Here is a 16711-nt window from a genome sequence, read left to right as displayed (position 1 = left end):
GAAGCGTGTATCGGACATCATTGGTGAAATTGCCGCCGCCTCGCAAGAGCAGAGCGCCGGTATTGCGCAGGTGAACGACGCGGTGATCAAGATGGACGACGTGACACAACAGAACACGGCCCTGGTGGAAGAGGCTGCTGCGGCTGCCGAATCGCTGATGGAGCAGGCTAACGGTCTATTGAATTCCGTCAGCGTGTTTGTACTGGATGGGCAATCATCTGCCCCGGCCGCCGCAACCCGTCGCCCGGCTATTGCCGCGCCGGTGAGTGGCCGCCCTGTGCCTGCGCCGCAACCCAAACTGCAAGCGCCGGCCAAAACCGGGACCGATGACGAGTGGGAAGAGTTTTAACGCAATAAGGTTGTACGCTGACAGGCCAAGGTCTGTCAGCGCAATAAACGAGAGGTAATGCCAACACAGGACATTGCCCAATGCCAGGTGGAGATAGCCATGCATCATCACATTTCTGAGCAGGGTCCGCAGGTAAAGACCGCGCTGCTTATCTATGTTACATGCGACGTGACGAGCGACCTTCCATGTGTCATGTTTTTTTCTATGTGCCATTGGTCTTCGGGAGCGCAATTTGCGGCAGTGTCTGATTCCCGCTGACCCTTATTCATGCAATGCTGCTGTCTGCGAATCTGCATGTATGTGGATGCTTGACCAGCGTAAGCTGATCCCCCAGGCGCTTGATGGGTTGAAAAGAAAACAAGGTTAAATATGGTAACGAAATCCAGCCAAGGTAGTGAGCGCGAGTTCGAGTTTACGCAGCAGGACTTCGAAAAAGTCCGCAAACTGATTTATGCCCGTGCCGGCATCTCGCTGTCCGAAGCCAAGGTCGACATGGTGTATAGCCGGATTGGTCGCCGATTGCGCGCGCTCGGCATGAACTCTTTCAAGTATTACCTGGATGCGCTGGAAAGCAATGCCAACCCGGACGAGTGGGAAGCCTTTACCAATGCGCTTACCACTAACCTGACTTCGTTCTTTCGCGAGGAGCACCATTTTCCGGTGCTGGCCGAGCATCTGGCCCACCTCAAAAAGCCGATTACCATCTGGTGTTCTGCCAGCTCGACCGGCGAGGAACCATATTCGATTGCCATGACTGCCTGCGAGGCGTTTGGCACCATGCATCCTCCCGTTTCCATTATTGCTTCTGATATTGATACCAATGTGCTGGCCACTGCCGCGCGTGGGGTTTATCCGGAAGATCGCATCAGCAAGATGTCACCGGAACGCTGCAAGGCTTTTTTCTTGCGCGGCAAGGGCGCGCAGGAAGGCCTGGTGCGCGTGCGCAATGAGCTGCGTGACCTGATCACGTTTCAGCAGGTAAATCTGCTGGCGGATGAATGGCCATTGCAAGAGCCATTTGATGCGATTTTCTGTCGCAATGTCATGATCTACTTTGACAAGCCAACCCAAGCCAAGATCATCAGCAAGTTTGTGCCCCTGATGAAGCCGCATGGCCTGCTGTTTGCCGGGCATTCCGAAAACTTCCTGTATGTGTCACACGACATCAAGCTGCGTGGAAAAACCGTTTATGAGTTGAATCCTGCCACCGCAGGGGCTGCTACCGAGTCCGCCATGAGCAGACTGGCAAGGGAGACGGTGTAGCCATGGTGGTAAATGAAGAAATCTCGACCTCGCTTTACTACGATCGCACCTTTGATTGCGACGCCGCCAAGATATCGCCTGGTGAGTATTACTACACCGATAAAGACATGGTGATAGTCACCGTGCTGGGTTCCTGTGTATCGGCCTGCATACGTGATACGGTGTCCGGCATAGGTGGCATGAACCATTTCATGTTGCCCGATGGCGGCAGTGCCGATAAAGATAACCCTGCTTCCGAATCCATGCGCTATGGTGCCTATGCCATGGAAGTGCTGATCAACCAGTTGTTGCGCAATGGCGCGCGCCGCGAGAACCTCGAAGCCAAGATTTTTGGCGGCGGCAATGTGCTGCGCAGTTTTACCTCCATGAATGTGGGCGAACGGAACGCGCTGTTTGTACGCCAGTTCCTCAAGGATGAAAACATCAAGGTCACCGGTGAAGACCTCAATGATATCTTTCCACGTAAAGTCTACTTTTTCCCGAAAACGGGTAAAGTATTGGTCAAGAAGCTCAAGCAGTTGAACAATTACACGCTTATCAAACGCGAAGAAACTTACGCAAGCCGCCTCAAGACGGACAGTGTGGGTGGTGAGGTTGAGCTTTTTTAAAAGATAATCAACATATAACAAAAAAAATTTAGGGAAGAGATTAAGCAGAATGAAGATCAAAGTATTGGTGATAGATGATTCCGCATTGATACGCAGCCTGTTGACGGAGATCATTAACAGTCAGCCCGACATGGAAGTGGTAGCCACAGCGCCGGATCCATTGATCGCGCGCGATTTGATCAAGCAAACCAATCCTGACGTGCTGACGCTGGATGTGGAAATGCCGAAGATGGACGGGCTGGATTTTCTTGAGCGCCTGATGCGCCTGCGACCCATGCCGGTGGTGATGGTCTCAACCCTGACCGAGCGTGGCTCGGAAATTACCATGCGCGCACTGGAGCTTGGCGCCATTGATTTCGTCACCAAGCCCAAGCTCGCCATCAGCGAAGGTATCCGCGAATACGCAGACCTTATTGCGGACAAGATCCGCGCTGCTAAACAAGCCCGTATTTCCACCCTGGCACCACGTAGCGCCACGCCGACAGCCGGCGTGCCACAGCAGAATGCCTCGATTCGCAACCCGCTGATCAGTAGTGAAAAGCTGATCATCATTGGGGCCTCGACAGGGGGGACAGAAGCGATCAAGTCCTTCCTGATGGAAATGCCACCAGACTGTCCCGGTATTTTGATCACCCAGCACATGCCGGCTGGCTTTACCCGCTCATTTGCCAATCGCCTGGATTCCTTGTGCCAGATTTCGGTCGTAGAAGCCCAGGGTGGCGAGCGTATCCTGCCTGGGCATGCCTTTATTGCGCCCGGCGACAAGCATTTGCTGCTGGCACGCAGCGGCGCCAATTACGTTACTGAATTAAGCGATGCTGCGCCGGTGAGCCGTCACAAGCCATCGGTGGATGTGCTGTTTGACTCGGCGGCTGCACAGGCCGGCAAGAATGCCATTGGCGTGATCATGACGGGCATGGGTAAGGATGGCGCCCTCGGCATGCGCGCCATGAAAGAGGCTGGTGCCTACAATTTTGCGCAGAATGAAGAGAGCTGCGTGGTCTATGGCATGCCGCGCGAAGCGGTGGCGCATGGTGGTGTGGATGAAGAACTTCACCTACGCGACATGCCTTCCCGCGTGCTGGCATACCTGATGGCCAACAGCTCGCAGTCGCTGCGCGTGTAATTTTGCTAAGATGAGCATTAAAGCTTGCCCCGTTTTGGACGATAAACAAGGTAAGACCTTAATCAATGCTCGGTAACATGATTCAATTCGCTAATATCACGGATCAGCCTGATTGAATCATGGCAGCACATAACTATGGAGTTTTAGATGGCTAATCCAAATACCAAATTTCTCGTGGTTGATGACTTTTCAACCATGCGCCGGATTGTGCGCAACCTGCTCAAGGAGCTGGGCTATACCAATGTCGATGAAGCCGAAGATGGCGTCATGGCACTCAGCAAGCTGCGTGGCGGTAATTTTGAGTTTGTTGTTTCCGATTGGAACATGCCGAACATGGATGGCCTGACCATGCTGAAGGAAATTCGTGCCGATCCCACCTTGTCATCGTTGCCAGTGCTGATGGTGACGGCTGAAGCCAAGAAGGAAAATATCATCGCCGCCGCCCAGGCAGGGGCCAATGGCTATGTGGTGAAGCCTTTTACCGCCGCCACCCTGGATGAGAAGCTCGCGAAAATCTTTGAAAAACTGGAAAAGTCAGGGGCATAACATGAGCGAGCCTCTTACTTCTGAAGACAACAGCTCGTCGGCAGCCCCAGTGAATACCAACGACGAAATCCTCAACCGTATCGGCCATGTCACGCGCGCCCTGCACGACAATCTCTCTGGCCTAGGCTTTGACAAGATACTGGAAAAAGCCGCCTCAGAAATCCCTGATGCCAGGGAACGCCTGAATTATGTGGCCAAGATGACCGAGCAAGCGGCTGAGCGCGTGCTGAATGCCACCGACGTGGCAACCCCGCTGCAAAATGCCTTGTCCACTCAGGCCACCGATTTGCAGAAACGTTGGGATGCCTTGCTGGCAACGCCCGCGCTCAAAAGCCAATACGATGCGATTGCCACGGACACCATGGCTTTTTTGGACCAGACGGTAAAGAACACCTCTGAAACCAAGGATCTCCTGATGGAAATCATGATGGCGCAGGATTTTCAGGATCTGACCGGTCAGGTGATCAAGAAAATCACCACGCTAGCGCAAGATCTGGAGCAGCAGTTGGTGCAGGTACTGATCGACTTTTCGCCAGGGCATATCAATGCGCCCAAGAAAGAAGCGGACACGGGCTTGCTCAACGGTCCCCAGATCGACCCTACTGCAGTGGATGTGGTGGCGAGTCAGGCACAGGTGGATGATCTGCTCGATAGCCTGGGGTTCTGAAGTCCCGCGCGCTGGCGGCAGCTCATCCGCATGATCTTTACAGCAGTATTGAATGAAAAAAGCCGACTGAAACGTCGGCTTTTTTTATGCGCGGGGAAATGGGGTTGACTATCTGATCGCGTGTATCGCGGTAGGTAGCAACCGCGCATTGCGCCGCTTATCCTACTACCGTATAGCCTGCTTCCTCAATAATGCTCGCTACCTGCTGCTTGCTGAGCTTGCTCTCGGTGGTCAGCTTGCCGCTGGCAAGATCGACCTCCACCTTAGCCCCGGCATCCTCGTTCTGGATGGCTCGGGTAACGGCATTCACACAGCCGCCACACACCATGCCTTCTACCTTGAATGTCTCCATGCGCATTGCTCCTGACGTGATTTCCTGAAAAACCGATTATACTGGTGATGCTATTGTCGTATCAGACTGGTGTTATGGATAAAGGTTTATCGATCGATGAATCGGATGCGTAAATCAGGTTTGCATGTTGACGATGGCCGGCCGGGTTTGCCCGTGAATGCACGCAAACCAGGCAAATAAAAAGGCCTGTGCAGAGCACAAGCCTTTGTTTTTGGTGGGAGATCGGGGGATCGAACCCCGGACAAACGGATTAAGAGTCCGCTGCTCTACCAGCTGAGCTAATCTCCCTTTGCGACTTCAAAATCGCGAAGAAGGCGAATTATCAATATAAACGTGACCTCTGTCAACCTTAAGTCACCAAAATCAGGAAGAGTATTCATGACAGTACAAGTTGTTGCCAGCCAACCCTATCAGGACCAGAAGCCAGGGACTTCCGGCCTGCGTAAACGCGTGCCGGTATTTCAGCAGGCGCATTACCTGCAGAATTTTGTGCAGAGTATTTTCGATACCATACAGGCAGCTCCTGGTGCGACGCTGGTACTTGGCGGCGATGGCCGGTACTACAATCGCCAGGCCATCCAGATCATCCTCAAAATGGCGGCCGCCAACGGCTTTGGCCGTGTGCTGGTCGGGCAGGGCGGCATTCTTTCCACGCCTGCAGCCTCATGCGTGATTCGCAAATACAACACCTTCGGCGGCATTATTCTTTCCGCCAGCCATAATCCCGGTGGTCCTGATGGCGATTTCGGCATCAAATACAACATGGAAAATGGCGGCCCGGCGACGGAAACCGTCACTGAAGCCATTTATGCCCGTAGCAAGATCATCAACGAATACCGCACCGTGGATGCCCCTGATGTGGCACTGGATGTCATCGGCGAAAGCCAGCTGGGCGGTATGGTGGTTCAAGTGATTGATGCGGTGGCAGATTATGCTGAGCTCATGGAGTCCCTGTTTGATTTTCCTGCCATTCGCAGCCTGCTGGCGAGCGGCTTCCGCATGAAGTTTGATGCCATGTATGCGGTGACCGGCCCCTATGCGCGTGAGATTCTGGTCAAGCGTCTGGGCGCAAGTGCCGATAGCGTGATGAATGGCGTGCCGCTGGAAGACTTTGGTCAGGGGCACCCGGACCCTAACCTGACGTATGCCCACGAGCTGGTCGAGATCATGTACGGCGACAATGCGCCTGAGTTAGGTGCCGCCTCGGATGGCGATGGTGACCGCAACATGATACTGGGCGATCACTTCTTTGTGACACCTTCAGATAGCCTTGCCCTGCTGGCTGCCAATGCACGCTTGGTGCCTGCCTATGCGAGTGGTATTGCCGGGGTAGCGCGCTCCATGCCCACCAGTGCTGCGGTGGATCGTGTGGCAGCCGAGCTCGGTATTCCGTGTTATGAGACACCTACCGGCTGGAAATTTTTCGGTAACCTGATGGACGCAGGCAAGGTGACCCTGTGCGGCGAAGAAAGCTTCGGTACCGGCTCTGACCATGTACGTGAAAAAGACGGCCTGTGGGCCGTGCTGTTCTGGCTCAATATTCTTGCCATCAAGCGTCAGTCGGTGGCTACTCTGGTCAAGCGTCATTGGCGGCAGTTTGGGCGCAATGTATATTCGCGGCACGACTATGAAAACCTGCCCACCGAAGCTGCCCAGGGTGTCATGACCTTGCTACGAGACAGCTTTGGCAGCTTGCCTGGGCAGACGTTTGGTCGCTATACCATCGCTAGCTGCGACGACTTCAGTTATACCGACCCCATCGACGGCAGCCTGAGTACCAAACAGGGCGTACGCATTCTGTTTGAAGACGGTTCTCGTATTGTGTTCCGTCTCTCGGGCACTGGCACTGAAGGCGCAACCTTGCGTATATACCTGGAAGCCTATGAGCCTGACAGCGCCAAGCATGATCTGGATGCGCAGGATGCATTGGGTGACATGATCAAGATTGCGCTCACGATCTCGGAATTAGTCACCCGAACCGGACGGGACACGCCCACTGTGATTACCTGAGTTCGGGAATTTTTCCCAATGTGCAGATGACGCCCGCTAGCTATAATGCGGGCGTTGCTGCATTGAAATGCCTGTTTTTGCTAATGCATTTCGCCATATTTATCTTCCAGACTCCAAGTGTGGACTAATTACAATAAATAAGAATGGCATGCAGATGATAAGGTGCCCCTGCGTGTTGGGGGCCGCAGGTTTATTGGGGGGTGAGTCTGGTCATGAATGCCATCAAGCATTACATCCTGCAGTGCAGGCAGTTTTTTATTTATGCCGGTATTTTCAGCTTTGTCATCAACCTGATGACGTTGATGCCGGCTTTTTATATGCTGGAGCTTTATGACCGTGTGCTGAGCAGCCATAGCAATGAAACCCTGGTGATGCTGACTATCCTGGTGGTGTTTATGTTGCTGGTTCAGTATTACGTGGAGTATCTGCGGCAAAGCCTGTTTCTTCGTACCTCCGCCACCATGCAGCGCCTGATGCAGAAAACGGTGCTAGCCTGCATGCTTAATATGCAAAGCCAGTCGCGCGCAAATCGTCGTGGCCTTGATGATGTGCACACCGTGCAATCTTTTTTCTCTGGCTCTGGGGTGCAAGCCGTATTTGAAGTGCCCTGGATTCCCGTCTATTTCTTTGTGCTATACCTGTTTCATCCCTGGTTGTGTCTGATGGCCGTGGTGGGCACTCTTATTCTGGTGGCGCTGACCTATCTGGAAGAAAAGGTTAGTGCCGAAAGTCAGAAGCAAGGGCAAGATGCCTTGCGCCAGTCGCAGGATATGCTGGATTCCGCCCTTAACAATCTTGAGGCGATCAACGCCATGAGCATGCGCGAAGCCGTGACCAGCCGCTGGTCCAAGGTGCATGACAAAGCCTTGTCGCACAACATTCAATCGGCCACCAAGTCAGCATCCATTGCAGCCTGGTCGCGTCTGGTGCGCAATCTGCTGAGTACGCTGGCGCTGGCTGTGGCTGCCTGGCTGGCGATCAATGATAGAACAGTCACGCCAGGGGTGATGATCGCAGCTACGATTATCATGGGTAAAGTCATGGTGCCAATTGATCGAGTGATTTCAGGCTGGCGTTTTTTCATCAAGGCACGCCATGCCTACAGCCGCCTTAACAAAATGTTGGCGGACTACAACCCTGACACCATAAATGTGACCCTGCAGCATGTCGAGGGCCACTTGAGGGTAGAGAAGTTGTTTTTTGCCGTCAGTCGCGAACGTGAAATTCTGCGCAATCTCAATTTTGAATTGATTGCGGGTGAGGCTCTAGGCGTGATTGGCAATAGTGCAGCGGGTAAATCCACTCTGACTCGCCTTCTGGTCGGGTTGTATAAACCCACAGCCGGGGCAGTGCGTATGGATGGTGCTGATATTTTTCAGTGGTCGCAAACAGGTTTGCTGGGACCACATATCGGCTACCTCCCACAGGCGGTGGAATTGTTTTCTGGCACTGTTGCCGAGAATATTGCCCGCATGGCAGAAGTAGGAGCCCATGTCGATAAAGTGATCGAGGCCGCCAGGCTGGTAGGTGCTCATGATTTCATCTTGCGTCTGCCTCAAGGGTATGACACCGAGATTGGTGAAGGAGGGCGGCTGCTTTCGTCTGGTCAGCGCCAACTCGTAGGCTTGGCACGTGCGCTATTTGGCACTCCCAAGCTTGTCGTGCTGGATGAACCGAATGCCAATCTTGATGGCCCTTCGGAACTGGCCTTCATGCGCATGATACGAGAGGTCAAGGCGCGCAAGATTACGCTGGTGATTGTGAGTCACAAACCCAGTGTGCTTCGCGATGTGGATAAGTTACTGGTACTAGAGCAAGGACGACAGGTGAATTTCGGTCGTCGCGATGACATCATGCATAACACAGTGCCCTCAGATAATACTGGTCAGGTAGCGCTGGTGAAAGGAGCGCAACCCGCATGAGTCTGATAACCTCGATGTTGGTTCCTTCATTGCCGCTTGATGAATCCGGTCAGGCCACGCGTATTGCGCGCAAGGGCATGTTCATGACGGTAGTGATCGTAGGTGGCTTTTTTGCTTGGGCTAGCGTTGCGCCATTAAGTGGTGCTGTGATTGCAGAAGGCAAGATCAAGATCGCCACCAATCGCAAAACGGTACAGCATCTTGAAGGTGGAATCGTCAAACAGATACTGGTGCGTGATGGAGATCGCGTCAAGCTTGGTCAGGCTTTGGTACTGCTTGAAGATACCCGAAATAGTGCTGAGCTGAATATCTTGCGTGACCAACAGGATGCTTTGCTGGCGAAGGAGGCCAGGCTGGTGGCTGAGAAGACATTATCAACATCTATTACTTTCCCGCAGCATTTGCTACAACCATTGAGTAGCAAGCATCAGGAGCTGATTAATAAGGAAAGGGCGCAATTTTTATCCAAGCGAAAAATGCTGAATGACCAGATTGCACTTTTGCGCGCCGAACTGGGCCACTCTCGAGCCGAGTCTGCTGCTTATGAGGATCAGCTAAAAGCGATAGAAGAGAATATCAAATATCGGCATGAGCAACTTTCGATGCGCGAAGGATTGATGCAGAAGAATTTTGTTGGCAAGGCGGATGTGCTGAATTACCGGCAGTCCCTCACCGAAAAGCACGAACAGCTGGCAGCACAATCTGCCGAGCTTAATAATACCCGTTCACGTGTTGCCGAGCTTGAGCTGCGCGTGATTGATGTCAAGAATCGCTATATTCAGGATGCCGATGCAGATCTGAAGGATACTGGAAATCAGTTACGTGAGGTGCTGGAGCGGTTGCGTCCGGCGGAAGATGCCATGCATCGGCGTACCGTGACTGCGCCGATAGATGGTCAGGTGATTGCAATGAAGGTAACGACAGTGGGAGGCGTAGTCAGCCCGGGGCAGGTCATGATGGATATTGTGCCGGTGTCCGAAGATTTGGTGGTAGAAGTCAATGTGCGTAATCTGGATATTGATACCGTCTATCCTGGTCAGCCTGCTGAGGTGCAGTTGAATGCATACAATCAGCGCACGACCCCCATGGTGAAGGGAGAGGTTGTATATGTGGCCGGCGACGCGATTGAAGACCCGCAAACCCATCTGCTGACCTATCCGGCACACGTGCGCATAGACAAGGAAGCATTACAGAGCGTGCAGCACGTGAAGATTGAACCGGGCATGCCCGTGACGGCCTTTATCAAAACGCAGGAGCGCACCATGCTGGAATACTTGATATCACCTATTACCCAGCGTATGCGGCATACCTTCCGCGAAGAGTAGTGAGTAGTGCCGGAGAGTGTCTGCGCTTTAGGTGATGGTTTTTGCGTGTGTATATTCGTGGCTGATGCCTAACGGGATATACAACGGATGTGGGCTGAATTCAATATCCGTCAGACTTAAAAATCCCCGGCTGTCGGCGCGGAGATTGCCTCATCTCCCTGTTTGATGGTCATCTTGCCGCGAAACAGGCGGACATCCATTCGACTCAGAAATGACATACCGAGTAGCGCCTCGCCCTGCAGGCCTGGCGTGATCATGGCGGCAACATCATGTGCTTCCACCTCACCGATCTTGACGCTGCGCAGGCGCGTGACATAAGCCACGGCATCGCCATTGGCGGTGGTGGTGCGGGCGGCAACATGGCTGCTGAGGCCCAGGCGCTCGGCGGTGCGGCTTGAGATCGCAACTCCGGTGGCGCCGGTATCCACCAGTACATCTACCTTTTCGCCATTAATCAGCGCTGTTGCACGGTAATGACCATCCATGCCGCGTTGCAGGGTGACTTCGCCGCCCTGGCTGCCGGGATTCCTGTTCGGATTCATCCGGCCATCCACTACGTAATAAATTCCGGCGGCGGCTAGCAGCCAAGCCACGGCGGCTAGCCATGCTGTTTTACTCAAGATAAAGCTGGCTTAGAAGGGCAGATGCACATGCGGTGCTGCCGCCAGAATCACGCTACGGAAGGCGTTCTGGATGCGCAGCAGGGCGGCTTCATCGTCTGCTTCAAAGCGCAGCACAATCACGGGCGTTGTGTTAGAAGGCCGCATCAGGCCAAAGCCGTCCGGGTATTCCACGCGCAGGCCGTCGATGGTGATGACTTCGGTAGCGCCTGCAAATTCGGCGGTTTTTTGCAGCCCGGCGATCAGGGTATGCGGCTCGCCTTCATTCATGTGGATGTGCTGTTCTGGCGTACTCACGCTGTCTGGCAGAGCATTCAGTAGAGCAGATGGGTCAGCCGAGCGACTTAGAATTTCCAACAGGCGCGCGCCGCTGTATAGGCCATCATCAAAACCGAACCAGCGCTCCTTGAAGAACACATGGCCGCTCATTTCGCCAGCCAGGGCTGAGCTGGTTTCTTTCATCTTTGCCTTGACCAGCGAGTGGCCGGTTTTCCACATCAGCGGCAAGCCGCCGCGTGCCTTGATCCAAGGCGCGAGGTTGCGTGAGGATTTCACATCGTAAATGATGGTGGCGCCGGGTTCGCGCTGCAGTACATCTTCTGCAAACAGCAACAGCTGGCGATCAGGGTAGATGATCTTGCCATCCTTGGTCACCACGCCGAGGCGGTCACCGTCGCCATCAAACGCCAGACCGATTTCGGAGTTGCCTTTACCAAGAGCTGCAATCAGGTCCAGCAAGTTTTCTGGCACGGAAGGGTCTGGGTGATGGTTAGGGAAGTGACCATCAACCTCGCAGAACAGCTCTTCCACTTCGCAACCCAATGCACGGTAGAGCTTGCCCGCGTAGGCGCCTGGCACGCCATTGCCGCAATCGACGGCAATGCGCATGGGGCGGCTCAGCTTGATGTCCGAGGCAATGCGGTTGATGTAGTCATCGGCAATGTCGTAATCGCTGGCTTGGCCACTGCCGGTGGCAAAGTCTTGTTGCTCAATGCGGGTGCGCAAACGCTGGATGCTTTCGCCGGAAAGCGTTTCTTCGGCGATCACCATTTTCAGGCCATTGTAGTCAGGCGGATTGTGGCTACCCGTGACCATGACGCCACAGCCGGTCTTGAGCTGATGCGCGGCAAAATACACCATAGGCGTTGCCACTAGCCCCAGGCGTATCACATCAATGCCCGTACTCAGAATGCCGCGTGCCAAGGCTTCAGCGAGCTCAGGGCCGGAGAGGCGGCCATCGTAGCCGATGCAAATGGCTTTTTGGTGCAGTTTGGCGGCTTCGCTGCCAATGGCCTTTCCGATTTGTTCGACAATCTCGGGAGTCAATGTTTTACCGACAATACCGCGGATATCATAAGCCTTGAAAATCTCTTTGGGTGCAAGCATGCGACGTGCCCTTTGCTGAATGGAATTGCTCCTATTCTAAACGGGATTCCGATATCGCGGCTTGCCCAAATCAGGCAATACGCCGGGCAATAGTCCAGATGGATTAAGGCTGGAAAATTTTAACCATAAATATATAATGGTTATTATGGAATTCCCGACCTCACTTGTGCACAAATACAGCAAGGCTGCGCCGCGTTACACCTCGTATCCCACGGCCTTGCATTTTCATACCGGCTTTGACGCAACAGCCTGGCAGCATGAGCTCCAAGCCAGCCGCGACAGCGGGCGCGATATCTCGCTGTATGCGCATATCCCGTTTTGCGACACGCTTTGTTATTACTGCGGCTGCAATATGGTGGCCACGCGTGATTACAGCAAGGCCGAGCGCTACCTTGAGGTCTTATTGCAAGAGATGACCCTGGTGGCAGACAGTGCCTCAGCGGATCGGCTGGTGCGCCAGATGCATTGGGGTGGCGGCACACCTACTTATTTAAGGCCGGATGATCTGGTGAAGCTGCATCAGGCATTTGCCCGTCGTTTTCGCATCGCAGACGATGCCGAAATCGGCTGCGAAATGGATCCGCGTGAACTCACGCGTGCGCATGTGGATGCACTGGCCTCCTGCGGCTTCAACCGCCTGAGCCTGGGTGTGCAGGATCTGGATCCGCAGGTGCAGCAGGCCATCAACCGCATTCAGTCGCAGGATTTGATTGAGCAGGTGTACGGATGGATACGCGATGCCGGGATCAACAGCATCAATTTTGACCTGATCATCGGCTTGCCGCACCAGACCCCCGAGCGCTTTGCCCATACGCTGGACGCCGTGATCGCCATGGCGCCGGATCGACTGGCGGTCTTCAATTATGCGCATGTGCCCTGGATGAAAAAGCATCAGCGCCTGATTCCTGAGGCTGCATTGCCGACCCTGGATCAACGCCTGGAACTGTTGAGGATGACGCTGGATCGCCTGACGGCGGCAGGCTATGTGCACATCGGCATGGATCATTACGCCAAACCTGATGATGAGCTAGTGCGTGCCCAGCAGCAGGGTACGCTTTATCGCAACTTCCAGGGATATACCACGCACAAGGATTGCGACATTCTGGCCATGGGCGCCTCGGCGATTTCGCAAACGGAAAACGCCTACGCGCAAAATACTAAGGTGCTGTCGGAATATCGGGATGCGGTGATGGCAGGGCGACTGCCGATTGAACGTGGTTTGCACGTCACGTCGGAAGACCAGCTGCGCCGTGCCGCCATTACCCGGGTGATGTGTGATTTACGCCTGGATAAGCGTGCATTTTCAGCCGCGTGGAATATTCAGTTTGATGACTATTTTGCTGCGGCCTTGCCTCAAATCGAGGAGATGCAACAGGATGGTTTGCTGACATTGCAAAGCGATGAACTTCGCGTGACCGAGATCGGCCGTTTATTCCTGCGCAATATAGCCATGCTGTTTGATGGCAGGCAGATGGAGGCCAAACCCCTGAGTAGCGATCAGACTATTCAGGTTCAGCCACGGTATTCCAACAGTATCTGAACTGCCACCTCGGCATACAGGTAATTTTGATAGTCCCGCCGCGTTAAGCGTGGTCACTGGTCAACCAGCGACTACGCTTAACCTTGGTGATATGGGTCCTTATTCCGCTTCTTCTATCCAGGCCAGCTGGATGGCTTCCAGTATCTTTTCGCCGCATTTTTCCGGCGCATCGTCAAACTCCTCCAGATCCAGCACCCATTGATACAGGTCGGTAAAACGGATGGTCTTGGGGGCGATATCCGGATGTGCGTCATACAGCGCTTCAGCGATGCGCAGGCTGTCAGTCCATTTCATGTGTTTTCCTTGGGTAAGAGTGAATATCAAAAACTTTTGGCACGTTCGTACTGCAACGGCCAGGGATGATCTGCCCGTAATTCGCGCGCGGCATGCAGCGGCCAGTGCGGGTCGCTCAGCAGGGTGCGCGCCATGAAAATAACATCGGCCTGGTGCGTGGCAAGGATATGTTCGGCCTGCGTCGATGTGGTGATCATGCCCACTGCACCACTGGCAATCCCGGCTTCATTGCGGATGCGGCTGGCAAATTCTGTCTGATAGCCAGGCCCAGTGGGAATCACGGCATCATAAATCAGGCCGCCGCTGGAGCAGTCAATCAGGTCAATGCCGATCTCCTTGAGCCAGCGTGCGAATTGCACGGACTGGGCGATATCCCAGCCGCCTTCTATCCAGTCGCTGGCGGAAATGCGCACGAACACAGGTTTGTCCTGCGGCCAGAAGTCGCGCAGGCGCTTCGCAATTTCCAATGGCAGGCGGCAACGGTTTTCCAGTGAGCCGCCGTATTCATCGTCACGCTGATTGGCAAGCGGTGACAAAAACTCATGCAGCAGGTAGCCGTGCGCGCAATGCAGCTCAATCACGTCAAAGCTTGCTGCCAGCGCTCGTTCAGCCGCTGCCAAAAAGGCATCGGAAATGCGGGCGATGCCTGCTTTATCCAGTGCTTGCGGAGTTGCATGCTGCGGGCTGAATGGTATCGCGGAAGGTGCGACGGTGTTCCAGCCGCCCTGATCGACAGGAATGCCGGTACTGCCTTCCCAAGGTCGGGTCGACGATGCTTTGCGTCCGGCATGCGCCAGCTGAATGGCGGCAGCGGCGCCTTGTCCATGAATGAAATCCACGATGCGGTGCAAGGCATCGCGCTGGGCATCATTCCACAAGCCCAGGCACTGTGGCGTGATGCGGCCTTCTGGCAGCACGCCGGTGGCTTCCACCATCACCAGCCCGGCACCGCCGCGGGCAAAGCTGCCCAGATGCACCAGATGCCAGTCATTCGGCATGCCCTCAATGGCGGAGTACTGGCACATGGGCGATACAAAAATGCGATTGCTGATGGTCAACTCGCGCAGCGTAATCGGGGTAAAAAGATGGGCCATGACGGGGCTCGCTTCCTAGGCAGTAAAAATGGGGATGTCGGCAATCTTTGGACGCCATTCTGCCGGGCCAGTTTCATGCACCGAATGGCCCTGGCTATCGACGGCCACGGTGACCGGCATGTTTTCCACGGTGAATTCATATACCGCTTCCATTCCCAAGTCGGCAAACGCCACCACACGTGCCGCTTTGATGGCTTGCGAAATCAGAAAGGCCGCACCGCCTATCGCAATCAGATACACCGATTGATAGCGGCGTATGGACTCAACCGTGGCTTCACCGCGCTCGGCTTTGCCTATCATTCCCAGTAACCCGGCTTGACCCAGCATGGTGTCGGTGAAGCGATCCATGCGGGTGGCGGTGGTCGGGCCTGCAGGGCCGATAACCTCGTCGCGCACCGGATCTACGGGGCCGACGTAATAAATGAAGCGATTATGAAAATCGAGGCCATCCGGCAAAGGTTGACCCGAGGCCAGCAGGTCAGCAATGCGTTTATGGGCTGCATCGCGGCCGGTCAGCAATTTGCCGCTCAGTAGCAGCTGTTCGCCAGGCTGCCATTGCAGGATGTCGGCTTTGGTCAGGCTGTCCAGGTTGACCTGCCGCATGGGCGTGCCTGATTCCTGCGCAATCTGCGGCCAGTCTTGCAGGCGTGGCACTGGCAACACGGCCGGGCCGCTGCCATCCAGCGTGAAATGAATATGACGCGTGGCCGCACAGTTGGGGATCATGGCGACCGGGAGCGAGGTGGCGTGTGTGGCGGTTTGCAGGATTTTGACATCCAATACCGTGGTCAGCCCGCCCAGGCCTTGGGCGCCAATGCCGAGGCGATTCACTTTTTCATAAAGCTCCAGTCGCAGCTCTTCGGCGCGGTCTGCCGGGCCGCGCTCGCGCAACTGCTGAATATCTATCGGCGCAAACAGCGATTGTTTGGCCAGCAGCACGGCTTTTTCCGCGGTACCGCCTATGCCTATGCCCAACACGCCCGGTGGGCACCAGCCTGCGCCCATGGTAGGGACCGTGCGCAGGACCCAGTCGACGATATTGTCCGAAGGCTCCAGCATGGCGAGCTTGGCCTTGTTTTCAGAGCCGCCGCCCTTGGCGGAAATATTGATCTCCACCTTGTCGCCGGGCACCAGTTCCACATGCACCACGGCAGGCGTGTTATCCCGTGTGTTCAGGCGCTTGCCTGCGGGGTCGGAGACGATGGAGGCGCGCAAGCGGTTATCCGGATCGCCATACGCCAGGCGCACGCCTTCATTGACCATCTCTTGCAGGCTCAGCTTGGCATTCCATTGCACCTGCATGCCAACCTGGATAAAGGCCACCACGATGCCGGTATCCTGGCACAGCGGGCGTTGCCCCTGCGCGCACAGGTAGGAGTTGATGAGGATTTGCCCCATGGCATCGCGTGCGGCGGGCGCGGGCTCGCGTTGCCATGCCTTATGCAGCGCCTGCAAAAAATCAGGGGAGTGGTAGCAGGCAATGTATTGCAGGGATTGGTAAATGCTTTGTATGAAGTCGTCTTGCCGAATCGTGGTCATGGAAGCGCCCGGGGGGATAAATGCAGGGCCATTATAGCGCTCAACCCGTATGCCTCAAAAAAAGACCGCC

General features: G+C 54.8%; 15 protein-coding genes, 1 tRNA gene and 1 pseudogene. 10 read left to right on the top strand and 7 right to left on the bottom strand.

The window, feature by feature from the left end:
- From LG204_RS13315 to cheZ, 6 genes and pseudogenes are all read left to right on the top strand, one after another.
- Positions 1–349, top strand: a pseudogene (locus tag LG204_RS13315) (methyl-accepting chemotaxis protein); the annotation flags it as partial.
- 369 nt (positions 350–718) lie between these two features.
- The gene (locus LG204_RS13310) at positions 719–1612 is read left to right on the top strand and encodes a CheR family methyltransferase (protein ID WP_230337730.1); all 894 of its coding nucleotides are present in this window, start codon (positions 719–721) and stop codon (positions 1610–1612) included.
- 2 nt (positions 1613–1614) lie between these two features.
- A complete protein-coding gene (cheD, locus tag LG204_RS13305) occupies positions 1615–2220 on the top strand; it encodes a chemoreceptor glutamine deamidase CheD (protein ID WP_230337729.1) in 606 nt (201 codons plus the stop codon).
- Positions 2221–2269: 49 nt separating this feature from the next.
- Complete coding sequence (locus LG204_RS13300; protein ID WP_230337728.1) at positions 2270–3346, top strand: protein-glutamate methylesterase/protein-glutamine glutaminase; 1077 nt, start codon at positions 2270–2272, stop codon at positions 3344–3346.
- A gap of 147 nt (positions 3347–3493) precedes the next feature.
- Positions 3494–3892, top strand: a complete 399-nt coding sequence (gene cheY / locus LG204_RS13295; RefSeq protein ID WP_013441654.1) for a chemotaxis response regulator CheY — start codon at positions 3494–3496, stop codon at positions 3890–3892.
- A 1-nt stretch (position 3893) separates the two neighbouring features.
- On the top strand, positions 3894–4559 hold the full coding sequence (gene cheZ, locus LG204_RS13290; protein ID WP_230337727.1) for a protein phosphatase CheZ: 666 nt from the start codon (positions 3894–3896) through the stop codon (positions 4557–4559).
- A gap of 157 nt (positions 4560–4716) precedes the next feature.
- On the opposite strand, the gene LG204_RS13285 is transcribed toward cheZ, so the two are convergent.
- Together LG204_RS13285 and LG204_RS13280 are read right to left on the bottom strand one after the other, a co-directional pair.
- Positions 4717–4911: a heavy-metal-associated domain-containing protein gene (locus LG204_RS13285; RefSeq protein WP_230337726.1), complete on the bottom strand. Its 195-nt coding sequence runs from the start codon at positions 4909–4911 to the stop codon at positions 4717–4719.
- A 212-nt stretch (positions 4912–5123) separates the two neighbouring features.
- Positions 5124–5199: transfer RNA gene (locus tag LG204_RS13280), tRNA-Lys, on the bottom strand.
- Positions 5200–5289: 90 nt separating this feature from the next.
- On the opposite strand from LG204_RS13280, the gene LG204_RS13275 reads away from it, so the two are divergent.
- The 3 genes from LG204_RS13275 to LG204_RS13265 all read left to right on the top strand — a co-directional run bounded on the left by LG204_RS13275 (position 5290) and on the right by LG204_RS13265 (position 10168).
- Entirely contained in the window at positions 5290–6921 is a 1632-nt protein-coding gene (locus LG204_RS13275) for an alpha-D-glucose phosphate-specific phosphoglucomutase (protein WP_230337725.1), read from the top strand.
- A 212-nt stretch (positions 6922–7133) separates the two neighbouring features.
- Positions 7134–8843: a type I secretion system permease/ATPase gene (locus tag LG204_RS13270; protein WP_230337724.1), complete on the top strand. Its 1710-nt coding sequence runs from the start codon at positions 7134–7136 to the stop codon at positions 8841–8843.
- On the top strand, positions 8840–10168 hold the full coding sequence (locus LG204_RS13265; RefSeq protein WP_230337723.1) for an HlyD family type I secretion periplasmic adaptor subunit: 1329 nt from the start codon (positions 8840–8842) through the stop codon (positions 10166–10168). Before LG204_RS13270 ends, LG204_RS13265 begins: the two co-directional genes overlap by 4 nt.
- 116 nt (positions 10169–10284) lie before the next feature.
- Here LG204_RS13265 and LG204_RS13260 read toward each other — a convergent pair whose 3' ends face one another.
- Both LG204_RS13260 and LG204_RS13255 read right to left on the bottom strand, forming a co-directional pair.
- Positions 10285–10788 (bottom strand): retropepsin-like aspartic protease family protein, encoded by a 504-nt coding sequence (locus LG204_RS13260; RefSeq protein WP_230337722.1) that lies wholly within the window; start codon positions 10786–10788, stop codon positions 10285–10287.
- A 12-nt stretch (positions 10789–10800) separates the two neighbouring features.
- The gene (locus LG204_RS13255) at positions 10801–12174 is read right to left on the bottom strand and encodes a phosphomannomutase/phosphoglucomutase (protein WP_230337721.1); all 1374 of its coding nucleotides are present in this window, start codon (positions 12172–12174) and stop codon (positions 10801–10803) included.
- Positions 12175–12310: 136 nt separating this feature from the next.
- On the opposite strand from LG204_RS13255, the gene hemN reads away from it, so the two are divergent.
- Positions 12311–13714, top strand: a complete 1404-nt coding sequence (hemN, locus tag LG204_RS13250) for an oxygen-independent coproporphyrinogen III oxidase (protein WP_230337720.1) — start codon at positions 12311–12313, stop codon at positions 13712–13714.
- Between the two features lie 99 nt (positions 13715–13813).
- On the opposite strand, the gene iscX is transcribed toward hemN, so the two are convergent.
- Genes iscX through LG204_RS13235 form a run of 3 tightly spaced genes read right to left on the bottom strand, consistent with a single transcriptional unit; the run spans position 13814 to position 16641 of the window.
- Positions 13814–14008, bottom strand: a complete 195-nt coding sequence (gene iscX / locus LG204_RS13245) for a Fe-S cluster assembly protein IscX (protein WP_230337719.1) — start codon at positions 14006–14008, stop codon at positions 13814–13816.
- 26 nt (positions 14009–14034) lie between these two features.
- Positions 14035–15102 carry an NADH:flavin oxidoreductase/NADH oxidase gene (locus LG204_RS13240; RefSeq protein ID WP_230337718.1) on the bottom strand — a complete coding sequence of 356 codons (1068 nt, stop codon included), beginning with the start codon at positions 15100–15102 and terminating at the stop codon, positions 14035–14037.
- A 15-nt stretch (positions 15103–15117) separates the two neighbouring features.
- Complete coding sequence (locus tag LG204_RS13235; protein ID WP_230337717.1) at positions 15118–16641, bottom strand: fumarate hydratase; 1524 nt, start codon at positions 16639–16641, stop codon at positions 15118–15120.
- Positions 16642–16711 lie beyond the last annotated feature (70 nt).

This window comes from Methylovorus menthalis (genome assembly GCF_020523625.1).
Lineage (GTDB): Bacteria > Pseudomonadota > Gammaproteobacteria > Burkholderiales > Methylophilaceae > Methylovorus > Methylovorus menthalis.
This window is presented reverse-complemented; position numbering and strand designations above follow the sequence as displayed.

What these genes read in the sequence shown, in the direction of transcription:
- LG204_RS13310 (WP_230337730.1), top strand. Translation starts at nt 719, where the DNA reads ATGGTAACGAAATCCAGCCAAGGTAGTGAGCGCGAGTTCGAGTTTACG.
- cheD (WP_230337729.1), top strand. Translation starts at nt 1,615, where the DNA reads ATGGTGGTAAATGAAGAAATCTCGACCTCGCTTTACTACGATCGCACC.
- LG204_RS13300 (WP_230337728.1), top strand. Translation starts at nt 2,270, where the DNA reads ATGAAGATCAAAGTATTGGTGATAGATGATTCCGCATTGATACGCAGC.
- cheY (WP_013441654.1), top strand. Translation starts at nt 3,494, where the DNA reads ATGGCTAATCCAAATACCAAATTTCTCGTGGTTGATGACTTTTCAACC.
- cheZ (WP_230337727.1), top strand. Translation starts at nt 3,894, where the DNA reads ATGAGCGAGCCTCTTACTTCTGAAGACAACAGCTCGTCGGCAGCCCCA.
- LG204_RS13285 (WP_230337726.1), bottom strand. Translation starts at nt 4,911, where the DNA reads ATGGAGACATTCAAGGTAGAAGGCATGGTGTGTGGCGGCTGTGTGAAT.
- LG204_RS13275 (WP_230337725.1), top strand. Translation starts at nt 5,290, where the DNA reads ATGACAGTACAAGTTGTTGCCAGCCAACCCTATCAGGACCAGAAGCCA.
- LG204_RS13270 (WP_230337724.1), top strand. Translation starts at nt 7,134, where the DNA reads ATGAATGCCATCAAGCATTACATCCTGCAGTGCAGGCAGTTTTTTATT.
- LG204_RS13265 (WP_230337723.1), top strand. Translation starts at nt 8,840, where the DNA reads ATGAGTCTGATAACCTCGATGTTGGTTCCTTCATTGCCGCTTGATGAA.
- LG204_RS13255 (WP_230337721.1), bottom strand. Translation starts at nt 12,174, where the DNA reads ATGCTTGCACCCAAAGAGATTTTCAAGGCTTATGATATCCGCGGTATT.
- hemN (WP_230337720.1), top strand. Translation starts at nt 12,311, where the DNA reads ATGGTTATTATGGAATTCCCGACCTCACTTGTGCACAAATACAGCAAG.
- iscX (WP_230337719.1), bottom strand. Translation starts at nt 14,008, where the DNA reads ATGAAATGGACTGACAGCCTGCGCATCGCTGAAGCGCTGTATGACGCA.
- LG204_RS13240 (WP_230337718.1), bottom strand. Translation starts at nt 15,102, where the DNA reads ATGGCCCATCTTTTTACCCCGATTACGCTGCGCGAGTTGACCATCAGC.
- LG204_RS13235 (WP_230337717.1), bottom strand. Translation starts at nt 16,641, where the DNA reads ATGACCACGATTCGGCAAGACGACTTCATACAAAGCATTTACCAATCC.